Source organism: Halomonas sp. LBP4 (assembly GCF_003202205.1).
Taxonomy (GTDB): Bacteria; Pseudomonadota; Gammaproteobacteria; order Pseudomonadales; family Halomonadaceae; genus Halomonas; species Halomonas flagellata.
Genome location: NZ_PDOG01000001.1, coordinates 250,881 through 267,584 on the forward strand (window position 1 = coordinate 250,881; position 16,704 = coordinate 267,584).

General features: G+C 69.6%; 15 protein-coding genes. 8 read left to right on the forward strand and 7 right to left on the reverse strand.

Annotated features, from left to right (window positions below; translation table 11 throughout):
- Window positions 1–304: 304 nt before the first annotated feature.
- The 7 genes from CR157_RS01220 to CR157_RS01250 all read left to right on the forward strand — a co-directional run bounded on the left by CR157_RS01220 (window position 305) and on the right by CR157_RS01250 (window position 8,875).
- Window positions 305–1,207 carry an NAD(P)-dependent oxidoreductase gene (locus tag CR157_RS01220; protein ID WP_110281723.1) on the forward strand — a complete coding sequence of 301 codons (903 nt, stop codon included), beginning with the start codon at window positions 305–307 and terminating at the stop codon, window positions 1,205–1,207.
- Between the two features lie 148 nt (window positions 1,208–1,355).
- Window positions 1,356–1,997 carry a hypothetical protein gene (locus tag CR157_RS01225; RefSeq protein ID WP_110281724.1) on the forward strand — a complete coding sequence of 214 codons (642 nt, stop codon included), beginning with the start codon at window positions 1,356–1,358 and terminating at the stop codon, window positions 1,995–1,997.
- On the forward strand, window positions 1,994–2,752 hold the full coding sequence (locus CR157_RS01230; protein ID WP_110281725.1) for a DUF3307 domain-containing protein: 759 nt from the start codon (window positions 1,994–1,996) through the stop codon (window positions 2,750–2,752). Before CR157_RS01225 ends, CR157_RS01230 begins: the two co-directional genes overlap by 4 nt.
- 286 nt (window positions 2,753–3,038) lie before the next feature.
- Entirely contained in the window at window positions 3,039–3,632 is a 594-nt protein-coding gene (locus CR157_RS01235) for a GNAT family N-acetyltransferase (protein ID WP_110281726.1), read from the forward strand.
- Between the two features lie 141 nt (window positions 3,633–3,773).
- Window positions 3,774–5,495, forward strand: coding sequence for a proline--tRNA ligase (locus tag CR157_RS01240; RefSeq protein ID WP_110281727.1), 1,722 nt, complete (start codon window positions 3,774–3,776; stop codon window positions 5,493–5,495).
- A gap of 7 nt (window positions 5,496–5,502) precedes the next feature.
- Complete coding sequence (locus CR157_RS01245; RefSeq protein ID WP_110281728.1) at window positions 5,503–6,159, forward strand: transglycosylase SLT domain-containing protein; 657 nt, start codon at window positions 5,503–5,505, stop codon at window positions 6,157–6,159.
- A gap of 22 nt (window positions 6,160–6,181) precedes the next feature.
- On the forward strand, window positions 6,182–8,875 hold the full coding sequence (locus tag CR157_RS01250; protein WP_110281729.1) for a bifunctional diguanylate cyclase/phosphodiesterase: 2,694 nt from the start codon (window positions 6,182–6,184) through the stop codon (window positions 8,873–8,875).
- 22 nt (window positions 8,876–8,897) lie between these two features.
- Here CR157_RS01250 and CR157_RS01255 read toward each other — a convergent pair whose 3' ends face one another.
- The 5 genes from CR157_RS01255 to rfaH form a co-directional block, all read right to left on the reverse strand.
- Window positions 8,898–10,127: a PqqD family protein gene (locus tag CR157_RS01255; protein WP_110281730.1), complete on the reverse strand. Its 1,230-nt coding sequence runs from the start codon at window positions 10,125–10,127 to the stop codon at window positions 8,898–8,900.
- Window positions 10,127–10,459 carry a hypothetical protein gene (locus CR157_RS01260; protein ID WP_181421931.1) on the reverse strand — a complete coding sequence of 111 codons (333 nt, stop codon included), beginning with the start codon at window positions 10,457–10,459 and terminating at the stop codon, window positions 10,127–10,129. Before CR157_RS01260 ends, CR157_RS01255 begins: the two co-directional genes overlap by 1 nt.
- Window positions 10,460–10,656: 197 nt before the next feature.
- A complete protein-coding gene (gene ccoM, locus CR157_RS23195; RefSeq protein ID WP_276316473.1) occupies window positions 10,657–10,770 on the reverse strand; it encodes a cytochrome c oxidase subunit CcoM in 114 nt (37 codons plus the stop codon).
- 128 nt (window positions 10,771–10,898) lie between these two features.
- Window positions 10,899–11,405: an FKBP-type peptidyl-prolyl cis-trans isomerase gene (locus CR157_RS01265; RefSeq protein ID WP_110281731.1), complete on the reverse strand. Its 507-nt coding sequence runs from the start codon at window positions 11,403–11,405 to the stop codon at window positions 10,899–10,901.
- Window positions 11,406–11,457: 52 nt separating this feature from the next.
- Window positions 11,458–11,994: a transcription/translation regulatory transformer protein RfaH gene (gene rfaH / locus CR157_RS01270; RefSeq protein WP_110281732.1), complete on the reverse strand. Its 537-nt coding sequence runs from the start codon at window positions 11,992–11,994 to the stop codon at window positions 11,458–11,460.
- A 157-nt stretch (window positions 11,995–12,151) separates the two neighbouring features.
- Here rfaH and CR157_RS01275 point away from each other — a divergent pair, with 157 nt between their 5' ends.
- Window positions 12,152–13,519 (forward strand): AmpG family muropeptide MFS transporter, encoded by a 1,368-nt coding sequence (locus CR157_RS01275; RefSeq protein ID WP_110281733.1) that lies wholly within the window; start codon window positions 12,152–12,154, stop codon window positions 13,517–13,519.
- 22 nt (window positions 13,520–13,541) lie between these two features.
- Here CR157_RS01275 and CR157_RS01280 read toward each other — a convergent pair whose 3' ends face one another.
- Both CR157_RS01280 and CR157_RS01285 read right to left on the reverse strand, forming a co-directional pair.
- Window positions 13,542–15,374 (reverse strand): SEC-C domain-containing protein, encoded by a 1,833-nt coding sequence (locus tag CR157_RS01280; protein ID WP_110281734.1) that lies wholly within the window; start codon window positions 15,372–15,374, stop codon window positions 13,542–13,544.
- 62 nt (window positions 15,375–15,436) lie between these two features.
- A complete protein-coding gene (locus CR157_RS01285; protein WP_110281735.1) occupies window positions 15,437–16,681 on the reverse strand; it encodes an ABC1 kinase family protein in 1,245 nt (414 codons plus the stop codon).
- Between the last annotated feature and the right edge of the window lie 23 nt (window positions 16,682–16,704).

The following is a 16,704-nucleotide window of genomic DNA, read 5'->3' on the forward strand; positions in this document are numbered from 1 at the left end:
CGCCCCCGTCCGGCATCCGTCTACTCCAGACCTTGCCAAACTCATACCAAGAACGAACAAAACCTATAAAATCATACCATTAACAAGAAAACTCCTGACAAGCCGCCGTGATCACCAGGCATCGCGGCGGCTTTTTCGCACCACAGCATAGCCGTTTCGATGTCGCACTGCATCATGGCAGCGCATCCGCCGGGGTGATCGGCACGGAGCGAAGGCTGGAAGCCGTACCCTGGTCGGCGACTTGCTGCCAGCGCCCTGCGTCGCGCATGCTGGGGCCTTCCCCGACTGCCCGGAGACTCGACACATGACCCAGCCTCGCCTCGGCTTCATCGGCATCGGGCTGATGGGCCATCCCATGACGCGTCGGCTGCTGGAGGCCGATTTCGATGTCACCGTGTGGAATCGCACGCCGGAGAAGGTCAATGACCTGCGCGACACCGGCGTGCGCGTGGCCGACTATATCGGTGAACTGGTGGAGAGCGTCGACGTGGTGATGCTTTGCCTGGCCAACACCGAGGTCGTGGACGAGGTGGTCTTCGGCCCCGAGGGCGTGGGCGACTACGCCCGGTCCGATCAGCTGCTGATCGATTTCTCCAGCAGCGACCCGGCCGCGACCCGCGACTTCGCCGCCCGGCTCGAGAACGAAACCGGCATTCGCTGGGTCGACGCGCCGGTCTCGGGTGGCGTGGCCGGGGCCGAGGCCGGCACGCTGGCGATCATGTGCGGCGGCGACGTCGACGACATCGAGGCCATTCGCCCCCTTCTCGCCCCCCTCGCCGCCCGGGTGACCCATATGGGGCCGGTGGGCAGCGGCCAGGTCACCAAGGTGTGCAACCAGATGATCGTCGGCTGCCAGGCGGCGGTGATCGCCGAGATGGTGGCACTCGCCGAGGCCAGCGGCGTCGACGCCTGTCGTCTCACCGAGGCGCTCGCCGGCGGCTTCGCCGACTCGAAGCCCTTCCGGATCCTCACCCCGCGCATGGCGGCGAGCGACTTCGAGGCACCGCCCTGGCACTTGCGCACCCTGCTCAAGGACCTCGACATGGCAGTGGCCCAGAGCCAGCGCTGCGGCAGCGCCACACCGATGAGCGGCGTGGCCGCCCAGCTGATGCGCGCCCACGCCAACCAGGGCCATGCCGAGCACGACCCGGCGACCCTGGTGAAGGCCTACCGCCCGCCGCTGACGGGAGCGCGGGTGAAGAACTAACAAGATACGCAGTCATTGGAAAGACTGGCCCGCTAGCCTTATAGCCCAGAATGGCAATAACAAGCACTTATTGGCTAAAAAGGCTATTAGATTGAAAAATAGCCTGGAGAGGCTATGATGTGGGCAGCCAACAGCCAGGGAGGCCGCCATGTCCCGCCGGATCGCCGTGCTCACCGGTGACGTGATCGACTCGCGCAAGGTCGCCGATGCGGCCCGGCTGCACCGTGTGCTCGACGCCACCCTGGCCGAACTGGCCGAACGCCACGGGGGGCGCGGCGAGCGCTACCGGGGCGATGGCTTCCAGCTCGCCCTGCCCGATGCCGAGGAAGCCATGACGGCCGCCGTCTGGTTGCGCGCCGCCCTGATCCAGCACTCGGAAACGCACCAGCGCTGGGACGCCCGCATCGCCGTGGCGGTCGGACAGGACGACTGGCAACCGGACGAGGGGGTCGCGGAGGCCGACGGTGAGGTCTTCGTGCGTTCGGGGCGCGCCCTGGACGCCCTCGATGCCAGCCATCTGGCGGTGGAACTGCTCGAGGGCCCGAACGACGGCTGCCTGGCGCTGCTGACCCGCTTCCTCGACGACCTGATCGACGGCTGGTCACGCTACTCCGCCGAGATCGTCATCCTCAGCCTCGATCGGACGACCACCCAGCAGGCCCTGGCCGAACGACTGGGCATTCGCCAGCCCAGCGTGCACAAGCGCCTGCGCGCCGCTCGCTGGGAGCTGCTGGCCGATACCCTGGCCCATTTCGGGCAACGCCTCGCCAACCCGGAGGCGACCCCATGAGTGCCGCCGCCCCGTCGCTGCTGCTGGGGCTGATCCTGGCCCACCTGATCGGGGATTTCCTGCTGCAACCCCGCCGCTGGGTCGAGGAGCGATACCGGCTGAAGCACCGCTCGTGGCGCCTGGCCCAGCATGCCCTGCTGCATGGCCTGCTCGCCGGCGGGGTGCTGCTGATCGTCGCGGCGACCGCACCGGCCACGCGGGGGGCCACGGCCGTCGCGCTCGGCGCCCTGGTGGTCGCCGGCAGCCACTGGCTGATCGACCTGGCCAAGGTCCGGTTGCCGGCCGGCGAACTGCGCTGGTTCCTGCTCGACCAGGCCGGCCACCTGCTGGTGCTGCTGGGTCTCTGGCTGGCCTGGCTCGGCAGCCCGGCCGCGCTGCGGGAACTCGCCGCCTGGCTCACCTCGCCGGCGGTGCTCGGGGTGTCGGTCGCCTACCTGCTGGTGACGCGCCCCATGTCGATCGCCATCGCCCTGGTCATGCAGCGCTGGAGCGAGCAACTCGAGGACACCGGCACCCTGGCCCGGGCCGGGGCGCGCATCGGTGTGCTGGAGCGCCTCCTGGTGCTCACCCTGGTACTGCTCGACCAGCTCACCGCGGTCGGCTTCCTGCTCGCCGCCAAGTCGGTGCTGCGCTTCGGCGACCTGCGTGACTCGCGCGACCGCAAGCTCACCGAGTACGTCCTGCTCGGCACCCTGCTCAGCGTCTCCACCACCCTGGTGCTGGGCATGCTGGTGCGCCTGCTGCTGGAGGGTTGATTCATGCGGCGAACGACCTCGAGCGACGCAAGGCCAACGCCACGCCGAGGGAATGACCGCCGACGAGGCTTGTGCCCCGGGGGAGTTCATGCACAAACTTCCTGAGAGAACGGGCAGCCGACACCGGCCATTGTCCGGACACGTACCGGCAGGCAAAATCGGCCAGAGCTTACCCTAGGAGCCTGTCGGACTTAATGCTGATCTACTGCGAGAGCCGGTCAAATCCGACAGGCTCCTAGCCGGGTTCAGACGAGCGTTTTCCCTTCTTCCCTTCCACGGAGGCCCCATGGGCGATACACGACTCACCACCTGCCAGGGCCAGGACATTGCCCCCCATCTGGCGGCCCTGGCCCGCCTGCGCATCCGGGTGTTTCGCGACTTTCCCTATCTCTACGACGGCGACTTCGACTACGAGGCGGACTACCTGCGCCGCTATGCCGACTGTCCCGAGAGCCTGTTCGTGCTGGCCTTCGATGGCGACGACCTGATCGGCGCCGCCACCGGCATGCCGCTGGTCGCGGATGTCGAGGCGTTCCGTGCCCCCTTCGAGCGAGCCGGGCTCGAGCCGGCCACGGTCTTCTACTACGGCGAGTCGGTGCTGCTGCCCGAGTACCGTGGCCGCGGCATCGGCAAGGCCTTCATGGCGGAGCGGGAACGGCATGCCGCCCGTGAAGGCTTTACCATCGCGGCCTTCTGCGCCGTCGAGCGTCCCGATGACCATCCACTCAAGCCCGCCGACTACGTGCCGCTGCACGGCTTCTGGCACTCCCGGGGCTACGAGCGCCAGCCCGATCTCGCCACCACCTTCCGCTGGAAGGACATCGGCGAACCGGCCGAGACCGACAAGCCCATGGTGTTCTGGCTGAAGCCGCTGGCATGAGCCCCCGGACGAGCACCGCCTTTTGCCGCATATGGCGCTTGGCCGTACAATGCGCCAACTGCCGCCGACTCAGCGGCCCCGACTACGCCCTTCTGTCGAAGAAGACGTCCCAGAAGAACAGCTCGAGGAACCGCCGGACCCATGCGCGCCACCCAACTGTTGATCGCCACCCTCAAGGAAACCCCCGCCGATGCCGAGATCGTCAGCCACCAGCTGATGCTGCGCGCGGGGATGATCCGCCGCCTCACCTCCGGCCTCTACACCTGGCTGCCGACCGGCCTGCGCACCCTGCGCAAGGTGGAACGCATCGTGCGCGAGGAGATGGACCGCGCCGGCGCCCAGGAGGTGCTGATGCCGGCGGTCCAGCCCGCCGAGCTGTGGCAGGAGTCCGGCCGCTGGGAGCAGTACGGACCGGAGCTGCTGCGCCTCAAGGATCGCCACGACCGCGACTACTGCGTTGGCCCCACCCATGAGGAGGTGATCACCGACCTGATGCGCCGCGAGCTGTCGAGCTACAAGCAGCTGCCGGCCAACTTCTACCAGATCCAGACCAAGTTCCGTGACGAGATCCGCCCGCGTTTCGGGGTGATGCGCTCGCGCGAGTTCATCATGAAGGACGCCTACTCCTTCCACGTCGACCAGGCCTCCCTGCAGGAGACCTACCAGGCGATGTACGATGCCTATACCCGCATCTTCACGCGCCTGGGCCTGGATTTCCGCCCGGTACTGGCCGACACCGGCGCCATCGGCGGCACCGACTCCCATGAGTTCCACGTGCTGGCCGACTCCGGCGAGGACGCCATCGTCTTCTCCACCGAGTCCGACTACGCCGCCAATATCGAGAAGGCCGAGGCGCTGCCGGCACCGCCCGGCGCCTCGGCCGAACGCCCGGCCCCCGCCGAGGAGCTGCGGCTGGTCGACACCCCCCATGCCAGGACCATCGCCGCCCTGGTGGAGCAGCACGGCCTGCCCATCGAGAAGACCATCAAGACCCTGATGGTGCACGCCGCCGAGGGCGGCCTGATCGCCCTGCTGGTGCGCGGCGATCACGAACTCAACGAGATCAAGGCCGAGAACCTGCCCGAGGTGGCCACGCCGCTGACCATGGCCACGGAAGAGGAGATCCGTGCCGTCGTGGGTGCCGGCCCCGGCTCGCTGGGTCCGGTGAACCTCGAGATGCCGCTCATCATCGACCGCTCGGTGGCCCTGATGAACGACTTCGGCGCCGGCGCCAACGTCGACGGCAAGCACTACTTCGGCATCAACTGGGAGCGCGACGTGGCGCTGCCGAAGGTCGCCGACCTGCGCAACGTGGTGGAAGGCGATCCCTCGCCGGACGGCAAGGGCGTGCTTGCCATCAAGCGCGGCATCGAGGTCGGCCATGTGTTCCAGCTGGGGCGCAAGTACAGCGAGGCGTTGAATGCCACCGTGCTCGACGACAACGGCCGCGCCACCCACCCCTGGATGGGCTGCTATGGTGTTGGGGTGACCCGCGTCGTGGCCGCCGCCATCGAGCAGAACCACGACGAGGCGGGCATCATCTGGCCCGATTCCATCGCCCCCTTCCATATTGCGCTGGTGCCGATGAACGCCCACAAGTCGCAACGGGTGCGCGAGGAGTCCGAGCGGCTCTACCAAGCGCTCACCGCCGCGGGCTTCGAGGTCTTGCTGGACGACCGCGACCTGCGCCCCGGCGTCAAGTTCGCCGACCATGAACTGATGGGGGTTCCCCATCGCCTGGTGGTCGGCGACCGCGGCCTGGACAAGGGTGAACTCGAATACAAGGGACGCCGTGACAGTGACGCCACCATGGTGCCGGAAGAGCAGATCCTCGACTTCCTGGGTGACCGCGTCGACCGCTAGGCGAGGGATGGCCGCCGCCCTGCTGGTGGCGGCCGGCCTGCCGCCCGCCCTCGCCAACGAGGGCGGCACCTTCACGAGCGCCCTGCAGGCTGCACCAGCCATGGAGCAGCACCGGGCGGTGCGTACCCGGCCCGAGATCCCCGCCTCGCTGCGCACCACCCTGAACGCTTCGCTGGAGTCCCCGCGCTCGCCGGCCGAGATCTGGGCCGCCCGCCAGTGGTTCAACGACATGGAGCCTCGCCTGACCCGTTTCGTGAAGGACCCGGCGCGGCGCACTGAACTGCTGCATCGCGCCTACCACGAGGCGCGCCTGGCCGGCCTGCCCCCGGAGCTGGTGCTGGCGGTGATCCAGGTGGAGAGCGCCTTCCAGGCGGAGGCCGTCTCCTCCGCCGGGGCCGTGGGGCTGATGCAGATCATGCCGTTCTGGATCCGCGAACTGGGACTGCCCGCCGATGACCTCAAGGATCCCTGGCGCAACCTGCGCTACGGCTGCACCATCCTCGCCCACTACCTGGCCGTGGAGCGCGGCGATCTGACCCGGGCGCTGGCCCGCTACAACGGCAGCCTGGGGCAGACCTGGTACCCCGAGCGGGTGATGCGCGCCTGGCAGCGTCACTGGCGCCAACCCGGAGAGGGCGGCTCACGTGCCGCTGCACAGCGCTGACATCGACCAAGGCGAGACAAGGATGCCCGACACCATGGACAAGGACGCGAGCCAGGCCGACCCGACCGCCGGTATCGCCCGGGCGCTGAGCCGCACCGAGCGCGACTATCGCCGCCTGAGCCTCGGCCTCGCCGCCCTGCTGGCCCTGGCCATGGTGGTGATGCTCGCCATCCTGCTGTGGGCCGCCCGCGAGCAGAACCTGCAGCATGCCCGCCACACCCACGAGCAGATCGAGACCCAGCTCGAACAGATCCGCCGCCGACTGGTCGGCCAGGTACTGGACTACGCGATCTGGGACCTCAGCCACCTGGCCGTCCACGCCGACGACGGCCCGGACCGCGAGTGGCTGGAACTGGAGATGGGGGCCAACCTGCATGACAACCTGGGCATCGACCTGGCCCTGCTGGTGTCGGCCGACCAGGAGGTACTCTACGAGGTCCAGCGCGGTGAACCGCGTCCCCCCGCGACCGACCACGGCCCCCTGCTGACCCAGAGTCGCCCCGCCACGACCCCCATGACATCGGGCTTCGCGCTCTGGCAGGAACGACCGGTGCTGTTCGCCACCGCGCCGGTACTCCCGGAAAGTGATCATCATGCCCAGGCCCCCTCGCCCCATCGGCTGCTCTTCGCCTTCGAGGTCGGCAATGGCCTCGCCCGGATACTGCGCGAGGCCACCAACCTGCCCGACCTGCGCCTCACCGACACTCCCGAACAGCCCGGCCGCCTGCCACTGCGCACCCGGACCGGCGAGCCCCTGGCCTGGCTGGAATGGACCCCCTCCGAGCCCGGCAGCGTGATGCTGCGCCAGTCGCTTCCCTGGCTGCTGCTCACCCTGCTGGGGCTGGGAGGCTTCTCCGCGCTGCTGTTCCGGCACCTGCGCCACCAGGCCCGGGCCAGCCTGGCGACCGTCGGGGAGCTGCGCCAGACCCAGTCGCGGCTGACGGCCCAGCAGCGTGCCTGGCACGACCTGCGCGACTTGCACCTGCGGGACGCCAGCGAGGACGAGTTCATCACCGCCCTGCTCGAACGCAGCTCGCAGCTGCTCGATATCCCCAGGATCAGCCTCTGGCTGCTCGATGGCGGCGACGATCGCCTGATCTGCCACGCCAGTCTCGTACCGGAGACGGTCGGCGAGGAACTCTGCGGGGAGGATCTCGAGGCCTACCTGGTCGCCCTGCGCCGCACCCCGGTCCTGGTGGCCGATGATGCCCCCGCCGCCCCGCGCCTGACCGGCCTGCACGACCATCTCCACCGGCACGAGATCGCGTCGATGCTCGATATCGGCCTGTTCGTGGCCGGCGAGCTGCGTGGCGTGCTGTGCTGCGAGTCCCCCCGGCCGCGACACTGGCACACCGACGAGATCAACGCCCTGACCAGCTTCTCGGGCCTGCTCTGCCAGTTCGCCGAGTCGCTGCGCCGGCGCGAGGTGGAGCGCTCCCTGCACCGCCAGCTCCACCACGACGAGGTCACTGCCCTGCCGACCCTGCATGGGCTCGAGGAGCACATCGAGTCACTGCGGCGACAGGGCCCCTTCCAGGTGGGCATCCTTCACGTCAAGGGACTCAACCAGATCAACGACAGCCTGGGCAAGGCCTTCGGCGATGCCGCCCTGCACGAGGTCGGCGAACTACTGCGCCGGCGGCTCGCCGCGCCGGCGCTACGGGGGGTGCCGGCGCGTCTCCCGGCCAACCGGCTCTGCCTGCTGCTGCCCGGCGACGATCGCAACGGCCTGCATGGCTGCCTGGTGGCCTTGCTCGACGAGCTCCATGCCCACCCCTGGCTCAACGAGAACGCCCCGGCCACGCTGCACTTCTCGCTGGGCCTGGCCGGTTACCCACAAGACTCACGCGACCTCGACCGCCTGCTGCAGCGGGCCGAACTGGCCCTCGAACGCGCTCGCGGCGAGGCCCGTCACCGACTGGCCTTCTACGACGATGCCCTGGGGCAGTGGCAACGCCACCAGAGCCGGCTCGAGCGCGAGCTGCGCGATGCCATCACCCGGCGGGAGTTCCGGCTCTACTTCCAGCCCCAGTTCGACCCCGGCGGCCGTCTGCACGGGGCCGAGGCCCTGCTGCGCTGGGTGCACCCCGAGCGTGGCCTGCTCGCTCCCGATGACTTCATTGCCGAGGCCGAGCACAGCGGGTTGATCCAGCCGATCGGCGACTGGGTGCTCGAGGAGCTCCTGGCGCAGCTGACCGGACCGCTGCGGGACACCGACCTGGTGCTGGCGGTCAACGTCTCGGTGCAGCAGCTGCGCGACCATGGCTTCCCTGCGCGCGTCGAGGCCCTGCTGCAGACGCATGACCTGCCGCCGCATCGCCTGGTGCTGGAGGTGGTCGAGTCGCTGCTGGTGACGCCCGGCATCATGCCGCGACTCGCCGCCCTGCGCGCCCTGGGGCTGTCGATCGCGCTGGACGATTTCGGCACCGGTTACTCCTCGCTACGCTACCTGCAGGAGCTCGAGGTGGACGAGATCAAGCTCGACAAGGTCTTTCTCGACCCGCTCAAGACGCGGCCGGACGCGCCCCTGGCCCGTTCGATCATCGCCCTGGCGCGGGCGCTGGACCTGCGCCTGGTGGCCGAAGGGGTGGAGACCGCCACCCAGGTGGATTTCCTGCACCGGCAGGGCGTGACCCTGATGCAGGGCTACCACCTGGCGCGTCCCGAGCCGATGGACGTCTTCCTGCGCCGGGTGGCGGGAAGCCGCGACGCCTGAGACACCCGGCCCTTCCCGACGCTCAGGCGGGCCGGATCAGCTCCGCCTCGGCCAGCATGCCCAGCAAGGCGCTCGCATCGGCCTCGATCCGTTCCGTCGACACGCCGCCAAAGTGCTCACTCAGCAGGTCGGCGATCTCACCGGCCGTCAGCGCCTCGTGGGACAACAGCGTCCATACCGCCCGCCCACTGGCATTGAGCCGATGGATGGCGCCGCTCGGGGCGTGGATCAGGAAGAGATCGTCGCCGAGGGGATAGTCGCGCACCCTTTCCCGCACCCGCCAACGCCGGTCGGCCGGCACCCGGGACGCGACACGGGACGCGGGGCGATGACCGGTCAACGATACCGCAGCCGAACCGTGGGCGGGTGACGGGCCGGCCAGTTGGGTGGCCAGGCAGCGCGCGGCTGCCAGGGGTTCGGCGTAGCGCAACAGCACGCAGGGCAGCGACGCCATCAGCGGCAGGAAGCGTTCCATCAGCGTCTCGCTGGGTTGGGCGTGGGCAAGGTGCTGACACAGCAGCTGCAACAGCCCCTCCCCCGGTGCCAGCGCGATGAATTCCGGCGTGGCCAGCGTTGCGTCCCGTTCGAGCAACACGATGGCCCCCAGCGGAAGACACTCGCCGTGTCTCGCCTGCAGGGCCTCCGGCAGGACGAGGTACCGGTAGCGCTCGTCCTCGGGGCCGGCATGTCGCTCGGCGAAGGCGTGCAGGGCGGGATCGAGACGGGTCGGCAGCGGCAGGCGAAGGCGGGGAGCGATCCCCAGCGCCATGCCCTCGCCGGCCGGCGTCAGCGCCAGGACGTCATCGCCGAAGACGCGGTGGCCGGCGGTGGCGCAGGCCGCGGCCAGGGTGCTCTTGCCGGCACGGTGCGACTCGGGAAAGAGCACCAGCCGGCCGGCGACCTCCGCCGCACCGCAGTGCAGGCCGATCAGCTCGGGATGAGACGTGAAGAAGGCACCGATCAGGTCGGCGACCAGGCTGCAGGCCGCGGCCACCGGGGTGGGCAGGTGCAGCCCGCGGGGCAGCTCGGGAGAGTGCTGGCGATACCCCCGTCCGGCGCCCCGCGATTCGCGAGCCAGACGGATCGCCGGTGCCGGCCCGCGAGGCGTCAGAGGAAACGACCGCCAACCGGGCGTGACGTCGCCAAGCAGGCGCTGCACCTCGGGGGCGTCGTTCAGGCGAAGCACCGCCCCCAGGCCCTCGAAACCCAGGTCCTGCACCCGCATGCCGTCAGGCGGAACCGGAGCCGACATCACCAGCGACTCGGCCCGTGGTAGTCGGGATAAAGGTCATGCGTATGGTAATGGTAGGTATGGCGATGGTAGCCGCCGCTGGGGCGACTGTAGCTGGGGCGGGAGTAGCTGGGGCGGCTGTAACTGGGTCGGGAGTAGCTGGGACGGCTGTAACCGGATCGGCGGTAGCGACGGTCGCGCGGCTCGTCATGCCAGGCCTGGGCCTGGCCCAGGCTGAAGAGGGTCGGGGCCACATAGGCGCCGGCGATGCCGACGCCCAGGGTGGCGAGCAGGCGGCGGCGGTTCAGGCGTTTGCCTTCGTCGGGAGTGGTATCGTGACGCTGCGCTTTCATGACACTGTCTCCTGGTTATCGAACAGTGTTCATGATACTCGTCGCGCCCGCATCGTTCCAGTTGACGACGGCACCTGGCCGACGCTTGCCCGCTATTTCCTCGAGGCCTGCACATTCGCACAAAAAAAGCCGACCCAAGCGGGTCGGCGACTGGGGGGTCGAACCCCCCTCCCCTGACGACTCTGTGAGCGGCTGGCTCAGTGCTTCTTCTTGCGATGGTCGCGAATGATGAATCCGATCCAGCCACCCAGGAAGGCGATCATCATCGCGACGGTGACCAGCCCGAAGATTACGGCGTCATCCCAGTACATGGTGCTGTCCTCCCGTCTCGATGTGTTGGGAGGACTGTAGCCCGTCGGCGCCGGGGAGTTTCTGACCTGAATCAAGTTTGCCGCCGGCGATGCCGGCGGCCCGGGCATGGAGTTGACACAGGTCAGGTTTAGATGGCCTTCCTGTCTTCCACGCTGCCGTGATCGGTGCCCGGTGGCAGCGGATGCCCCTTGGCGAGCTCGGCGCGAGTGGCCTCCCGAACGCCCAGCACCTCGAGGCGATAGCGCAGGGTATGGCCGGCTAGCGGGTGATTGCTGTCGACGAGCACGGTGTCGTCACGCACCTCGACCACGGTGACGACCTGCGGGCCATCGTCTCCCGGGGTCTGGAAGCGCATGCCCGGGGCCAGGTCATCCACCGGAAAGGCCGAACGTCCCACCTCCCGGACCAGTGCCTCGTTGCGCAGGCCATAGGCCTCCGCCGGCATCAGGGTGACGCTGAGTTCGGCGCCCTCGACCTGGCCGTCCAGGGCACGCTCGAGGCCGGCGACGATGTTGTGATGACCGTGGAGATACTCCAGCGGCGTCTGGCGGGCGCGGGAATCGTCGAGGACATTGCCGTCGGTGTCGCCGAGGACATAGTGCAGGGTCACGACCCGCTGGGGGGCGATCGTCATGGGGCTCTCCTGTCACAGGGTGATGGGCGAGTAGCGAGCGTGAACGACACGCTCAGCGGCGGCGCAACTGGGAGACCGGCATCTCCAGTCGCTGCTGCTTGTGCAACATGTTGAGCAGCACGATGGCGCGCTCCTCGCCCTTGTGGCTGGAGAAGACCGCCTGCAGGTCCTTGAACGGACCCTCGGTGATCTCCACCACGTCGCCGGCGCGGAAGTAGAGGTTGACCGTGGCGTCCTGGCGGTCGGCCCCGTGGTGGCGGAGGGTCTCGACCAGGCCATCGTCCACCGCCAGTGGCATGTCGCCGAAACCGACCAGCCTGAGCACGCCACGGGTGGAGCGAATCGGCCGCCAGTTGCTGACCAGGCGGTCGAGGCGGATGAAGAGGTAGTGGGGGAAGAGCGGTTCGATGACCCACTCCAGCTTGCCGCGACGCCTCTTCTGCACCTCGAGCACCGGGTGGAAGACCTCATAGCCCTGGTTGCCGAGATGCTCCGCGGCGCGGAAGGATTCACCGCCCTTGCACTGGATCACGTACCAGTGGGGGGTGGCGTCATCGCCATGTTCCAGGCGCGGATCGTCTTCGCTCATGGGACTCCTGATCTGGGGCATGCTGGTATCACTAGCGGGGCTCTGCAACAATCGAACCCTGCGGGAAAGCGGCCCGGCCGCCGATTCGCGAGTTTACCATCGATGGGGGCGAGTCGTGTGCCCCCGCGTCCGAGGTCCGCAAGGAGTGCAGCCCATCATGCCCACCGCCACCGTCCGCCGCAGCTGGCGTGCAGCCCTGGCCATCTACCTGCGCGCGCCGGTCATCACCATGCTGTTCCTGGGCTTCTCTGCCGGCCTGCCCTTCCTGCTGGTGTTCTCCACCCTCTCGGCCTGGCTGCGCAGCGCTGGCGTCGAGGTCGCCGCCATCGGTTTCTTCTCCTGGATCGGCATCCTCTATTCGATCAAGTTCTTCTGGGCGCCGGTGGTCGACCGCCTGGCCCTGCCGCTGCTGACCCGCACCTTCGGCCAGCGCCGCGGCTGGATGCTGCTGGCCCAGGCGACGATCGCCGCCGGGCTGGTGGGCCTGGCCGGGGTCGACCCGGTGGGCAACCTGGGGCTGATCGCCCTCTTCGCCCTGTTGGTGGCCTTCGGCTCGGCCACCCAGGACATCGCCATCGACGCCTTCCGCATCGAATCGGCGCCCGACGACGTCCAGGCGGCCATGGCCTCGACCTATATCATCGGCTATCGCGGGGGGTTGCTGGCCGCCGGCGCGGGGGCCCTGTACGTCGCCTCGGCCCTCTCCTGGGAAGCCGCCTACCTGACCATGGCGGCCCTGGTGGGGGTCGGCGTGCTCACCGTGCTGCTACGCCCCGAGCCCCCGCGGCTGTCGCTCACTACCCAACTGATCCACGAGCCGAAGGTGCGTGCCTTCCTGCGCGCCAGCCGCGGCAAGCCCAAGCCGGCCAGACGCCTGGGCGCCTGGCTGATCGGTGCCGTGGTCTGCCCCTTCACGGACTTCCTCGGCCGCCATCGGCTCAAGGCGCTGTGGCTGCTGGTCTTCATCGCGATGTTTCGCATCAGCGACCTGGCGATGGCCTCCATGGCCAACCCGCTCTACATCGACCTGGGCTTCTCGCTTGCCACCATCGCCAACGTCACCAATGTCTTCGGCATCGCGATGAGCATCGGTGGCGGCATCCTCGGCGGCCTGCTGGTCGCCCGCTACGGCATCGGCCCGATCCTGGTACTGGGGGCGGTGGCGGCCACGCTGACCAACCTGCTGTTTGCGGCCCTGGCGCTGGCCGGCCAGAGCCTGCCGTTCCTGGTCATGGCGATCGTCGGCGACAACCTGGCCAACGGCCTGGCCAGCGCGGTGTTCATCGCCTTTCTCTCGAGCCTGACGTCGCGGGCCTACACCGCGACCCAGTACGCGCTGTTCTCGTCATTGATGACCCTGCCGGGGAAGTTCCTCAGCGGCTTCGGCGGGCTCGTGGTGGCCGCCGAGGGCTATGCCACCTTCTTCGTCGTGGCGACGGCGCTCGGCCTGCCGGCCATCGCCCTGGCGCTCTGGATCAGCCGCGACCGCGAGCTGGTGCCGCGGCCCGCCACCCGGGCGGCCTGAGCCCCCCGGGCGAGGGAATCTCTCAGCCGGGCAGCTGCTCCCGCAGCCACTCCAGCGCCCCCGGGGTGGCCCGCCACTGGTCGCGCATCAGGGTGCGGTACTGCCAGGCCTCGGCCCGGGAGCCGGGCTCGGCGATGCCGTCACCGCTCGCGGTCACCGGCCGCGGGTTGTCGGCACAGAGCATGGCCAGGGCATGGGGGTTGTGGCGGCGGGCCGCCGCCAGGGCCTCCAGGGCATCGTCCCGGCGCTCCAGGCGATAGAGCGCCAGCACACGCCCCATCAACAGGCCCAGCAGCGGCGCAGGCTCCGCGGCCTCCTCGTCGAGGGCCCGCTCGCTCAACGCGAGGGCCTCACGGTCACGCCCCTCGCGCAGCAGTTGGTCGAGCACCAGCTCGCGCAGCCCCAGGCCGTCCTGGTCATCCAGCGCCAGCAGTCGCTCGGCGAGCTCCCGGGAGCGCTGCCGGGCCCCCCGCTCCATGCCCACCACCAGGGCCAGGCCGGTGCGCAGCAGCACGGCGTTGTCGGCGTCATCCCAGGTCAGGGTACCGTCGCCCGCCGCCTGGACCTGCTCGAGCCAGCGCTCGAGTCGATCGGCCAGGGGGGCGAAGAGGCTCGGCGCCATCCACGGCAGGCTGCCGAAGCGACTGGTCAGGGCCAGCGCCAGGCCCTGGACCACCCGTGGCGAATCCAGCCACTCCGGGTGGGAACAGAGTTCGGTGAGCCAGTCGGCGGCATGGGGCCAGGGGTCGTCGTCGAAGCCCATGGGCGCATCGCCCACCACCTGCACCCGGAAGTGTTTCTGCCAGGCGGCGAACAGGGTGTCCTCGCGGGCGCTGGCGTGGTACTCCAGGCGGCCCTCGCCGGAATCCCGGATCGTCAGCCGTGGCGCCGTCGGCAACGCCTCGAGCAGCGCCTGCAACGAGGCCAGCGGCGTGGCCAGGTCCTCCTCGGCATTGAGCAGCTGCTCGGCGAGGGTGGCGCCGGGGTTGTCGGCCAGGTCGGACAGGAACTGCAGCTGGTCCGGGTCCAGGTCCCCCTGGCGGGCCAGGCGCCGGAACCAGAAGCGGGCCCGCTCGGCGGCCTCCCGCTCGTGGCCCTCGTGGAGCAGCAGCATGGCCTCGATGTAGGCCAGGGTCGGCGAATCGGGCAGCGCCTGCTGGGCGCGCACGAAGGCGGCCCGGGCGCTGTCCAGGTCGTCGTTGTCGAGATGCATCAGGCAGAGGCGCTCGAGCGCCACCCCGCGCAGGAACAGCGGCCCGCGGTCGAGCACCTCGTCGAGCAGGGCGGTGCGCTTGCGATGGAAGCCGCGCTCCTGGTAGAGGTCGACGAGGATCTCGAAGGCCGGCTCGGCCTGCTCGGGCAGGCGCGACCAGTCGGCGCGCTCGAACAGCGACTCGAGAATCTGCTGGGCGCGGCCCCGCTGGCCGCTCTCGGCGGCGATCAACCCGGCCTCGAGCAGCGCCTGGGCCGGGGCCCGGCCGCTCGCCAGCGCGGCCTTGAGGACCCCGCCCTTCCAGTCGCGCAGCGAGAGCATCCACATCAGGTGCTCGGGCACATGGCCGGGCAGCGACACGGCACCGCAGCAGTGCTTGGTCTTGCGGCCCGAGTCGCACCAGCAGGGCTCGTTGCGACCCGGACGGGCGAGTGGCTCACAGGCGAAGTCGAGCCGCTCCAGCGGCGTCTGCGACCACAGCTCCGGAGCCAGCGCCTGGGCGTGGGCCAGATTGCCACCCATCAGGGCGGCGCCCTCCTCCCGAGCCCAGGCCATCAGCGTCGGATAGCGTTCGTCCTCGCGAATGGCCGCCAGGGCTCCCGAGGCAAAGCCCAGCAGTTGTTCCACCCATACCGCCAGCATCGCAGCCTCCGCAACCAGAAAACGGCACAGTCTAACAGTCCAGCGGCGTCCTGGGCAGGCACTCAGCGCCGCGCCCAGGCCAGCAAGGGGCGGGTACGGGCGTGCATGTCGAGGCGGGCCCCGAGTCGCACCAGGTTCCAGTAGTGGCCATTGAGGGTGCGCGAGAGCAGCAGGGTGTCCGCCGGTGGCTGCAGCCGGTCCATGGCGGCCCAGACCTTGGGGCTGAGCTCGCGCAGGCGGCGATGGACGCGGACGTCGGCGAAGTCCTGCTCGCCAGGCCGGAACAGGGGGATGACGGCCTCGGCGGCCTCGCGGTAGAGCGATAGCGGCGCGCCCTGTCCCTGGCGCCCACCGAGGGCCAGCAGCGCCTCGTCCATGGCCAGGGGGTCCCCGGCCAGCGTGGCCTCGAGCAGCCGCATCATCGCCACCAGCCGCGCCTCGGGCACCGGAATCACCGCCCCCAGGTCGTAGATCACCAGCCGCCCATGGGCGTCGGCGGCGAAATTGCCGGCATGGGGGTCGGCGTGCAGCTCACCGTGAGTGAAGAGCTCCTCGGTGAGCCAGTCCGCCAGCGTCGTCGCCAGGCGTTGGCGCACCTCGACATCGGAGATCTCCAACTCGCGTAGTGGCGTACCCGCCACATAACGCATGGCCAGTACCCGGGGACCCGAGAACCGGGGCAGCGGTTCGGGAATCACCAGTGCGTCGAGATGGGCATAGCGCGCCCGGTAGCGGGCCAGCGCCTCGGCCTCGGCATGGTAGTCGAGCTCGCCGCGCAGGCTCGCGGCGAGCTCCTCGAACAGGGCGTCGAGCCGCACCTGCGGCACCCTGAGCCAGCGCCCCAGCCGCATCAGGCGTCGCACCTGCACCAGGTCGCTCTCCAGCACCTCGGCAAGCCCGGGGTACTGGACCTTGAGCACCAGGGTCTCGCCCTCCCGGGTCACGGCACGGTGCACCTGGCCCATGGAGGCGCTGGCGAAGGGACGCCGTTCGATGTCGCGAAAGTGGGCGTCGAGGTCACCGTACTGGGCGACCAGGGTCTCGCGAATCGAGGCCCAGGGCATCGGTTCGGCCTGGCGCTGGAGGCGCGCGAGCTCGTCGGCGAGATCCGTCGGCAGCAGGTCGTCCCATTGGGCCATGATCTGGGCCAGCTTCATGGCCGGCCCCTTGAGCTCGGAGAGCCCTTCGAACAGGGCCTCGCCCAGGGCCCGCCAGTCGGGCTCGCCGCCCAGCCGGGTGCGCAACAGGGCGCCGCCGGTCCGGGCGCCCAGCCCCAGCAGGCGCCGGGTACGGCCGCGTTCGCGCATATCGTCGCTCCCCGGATAGTGGA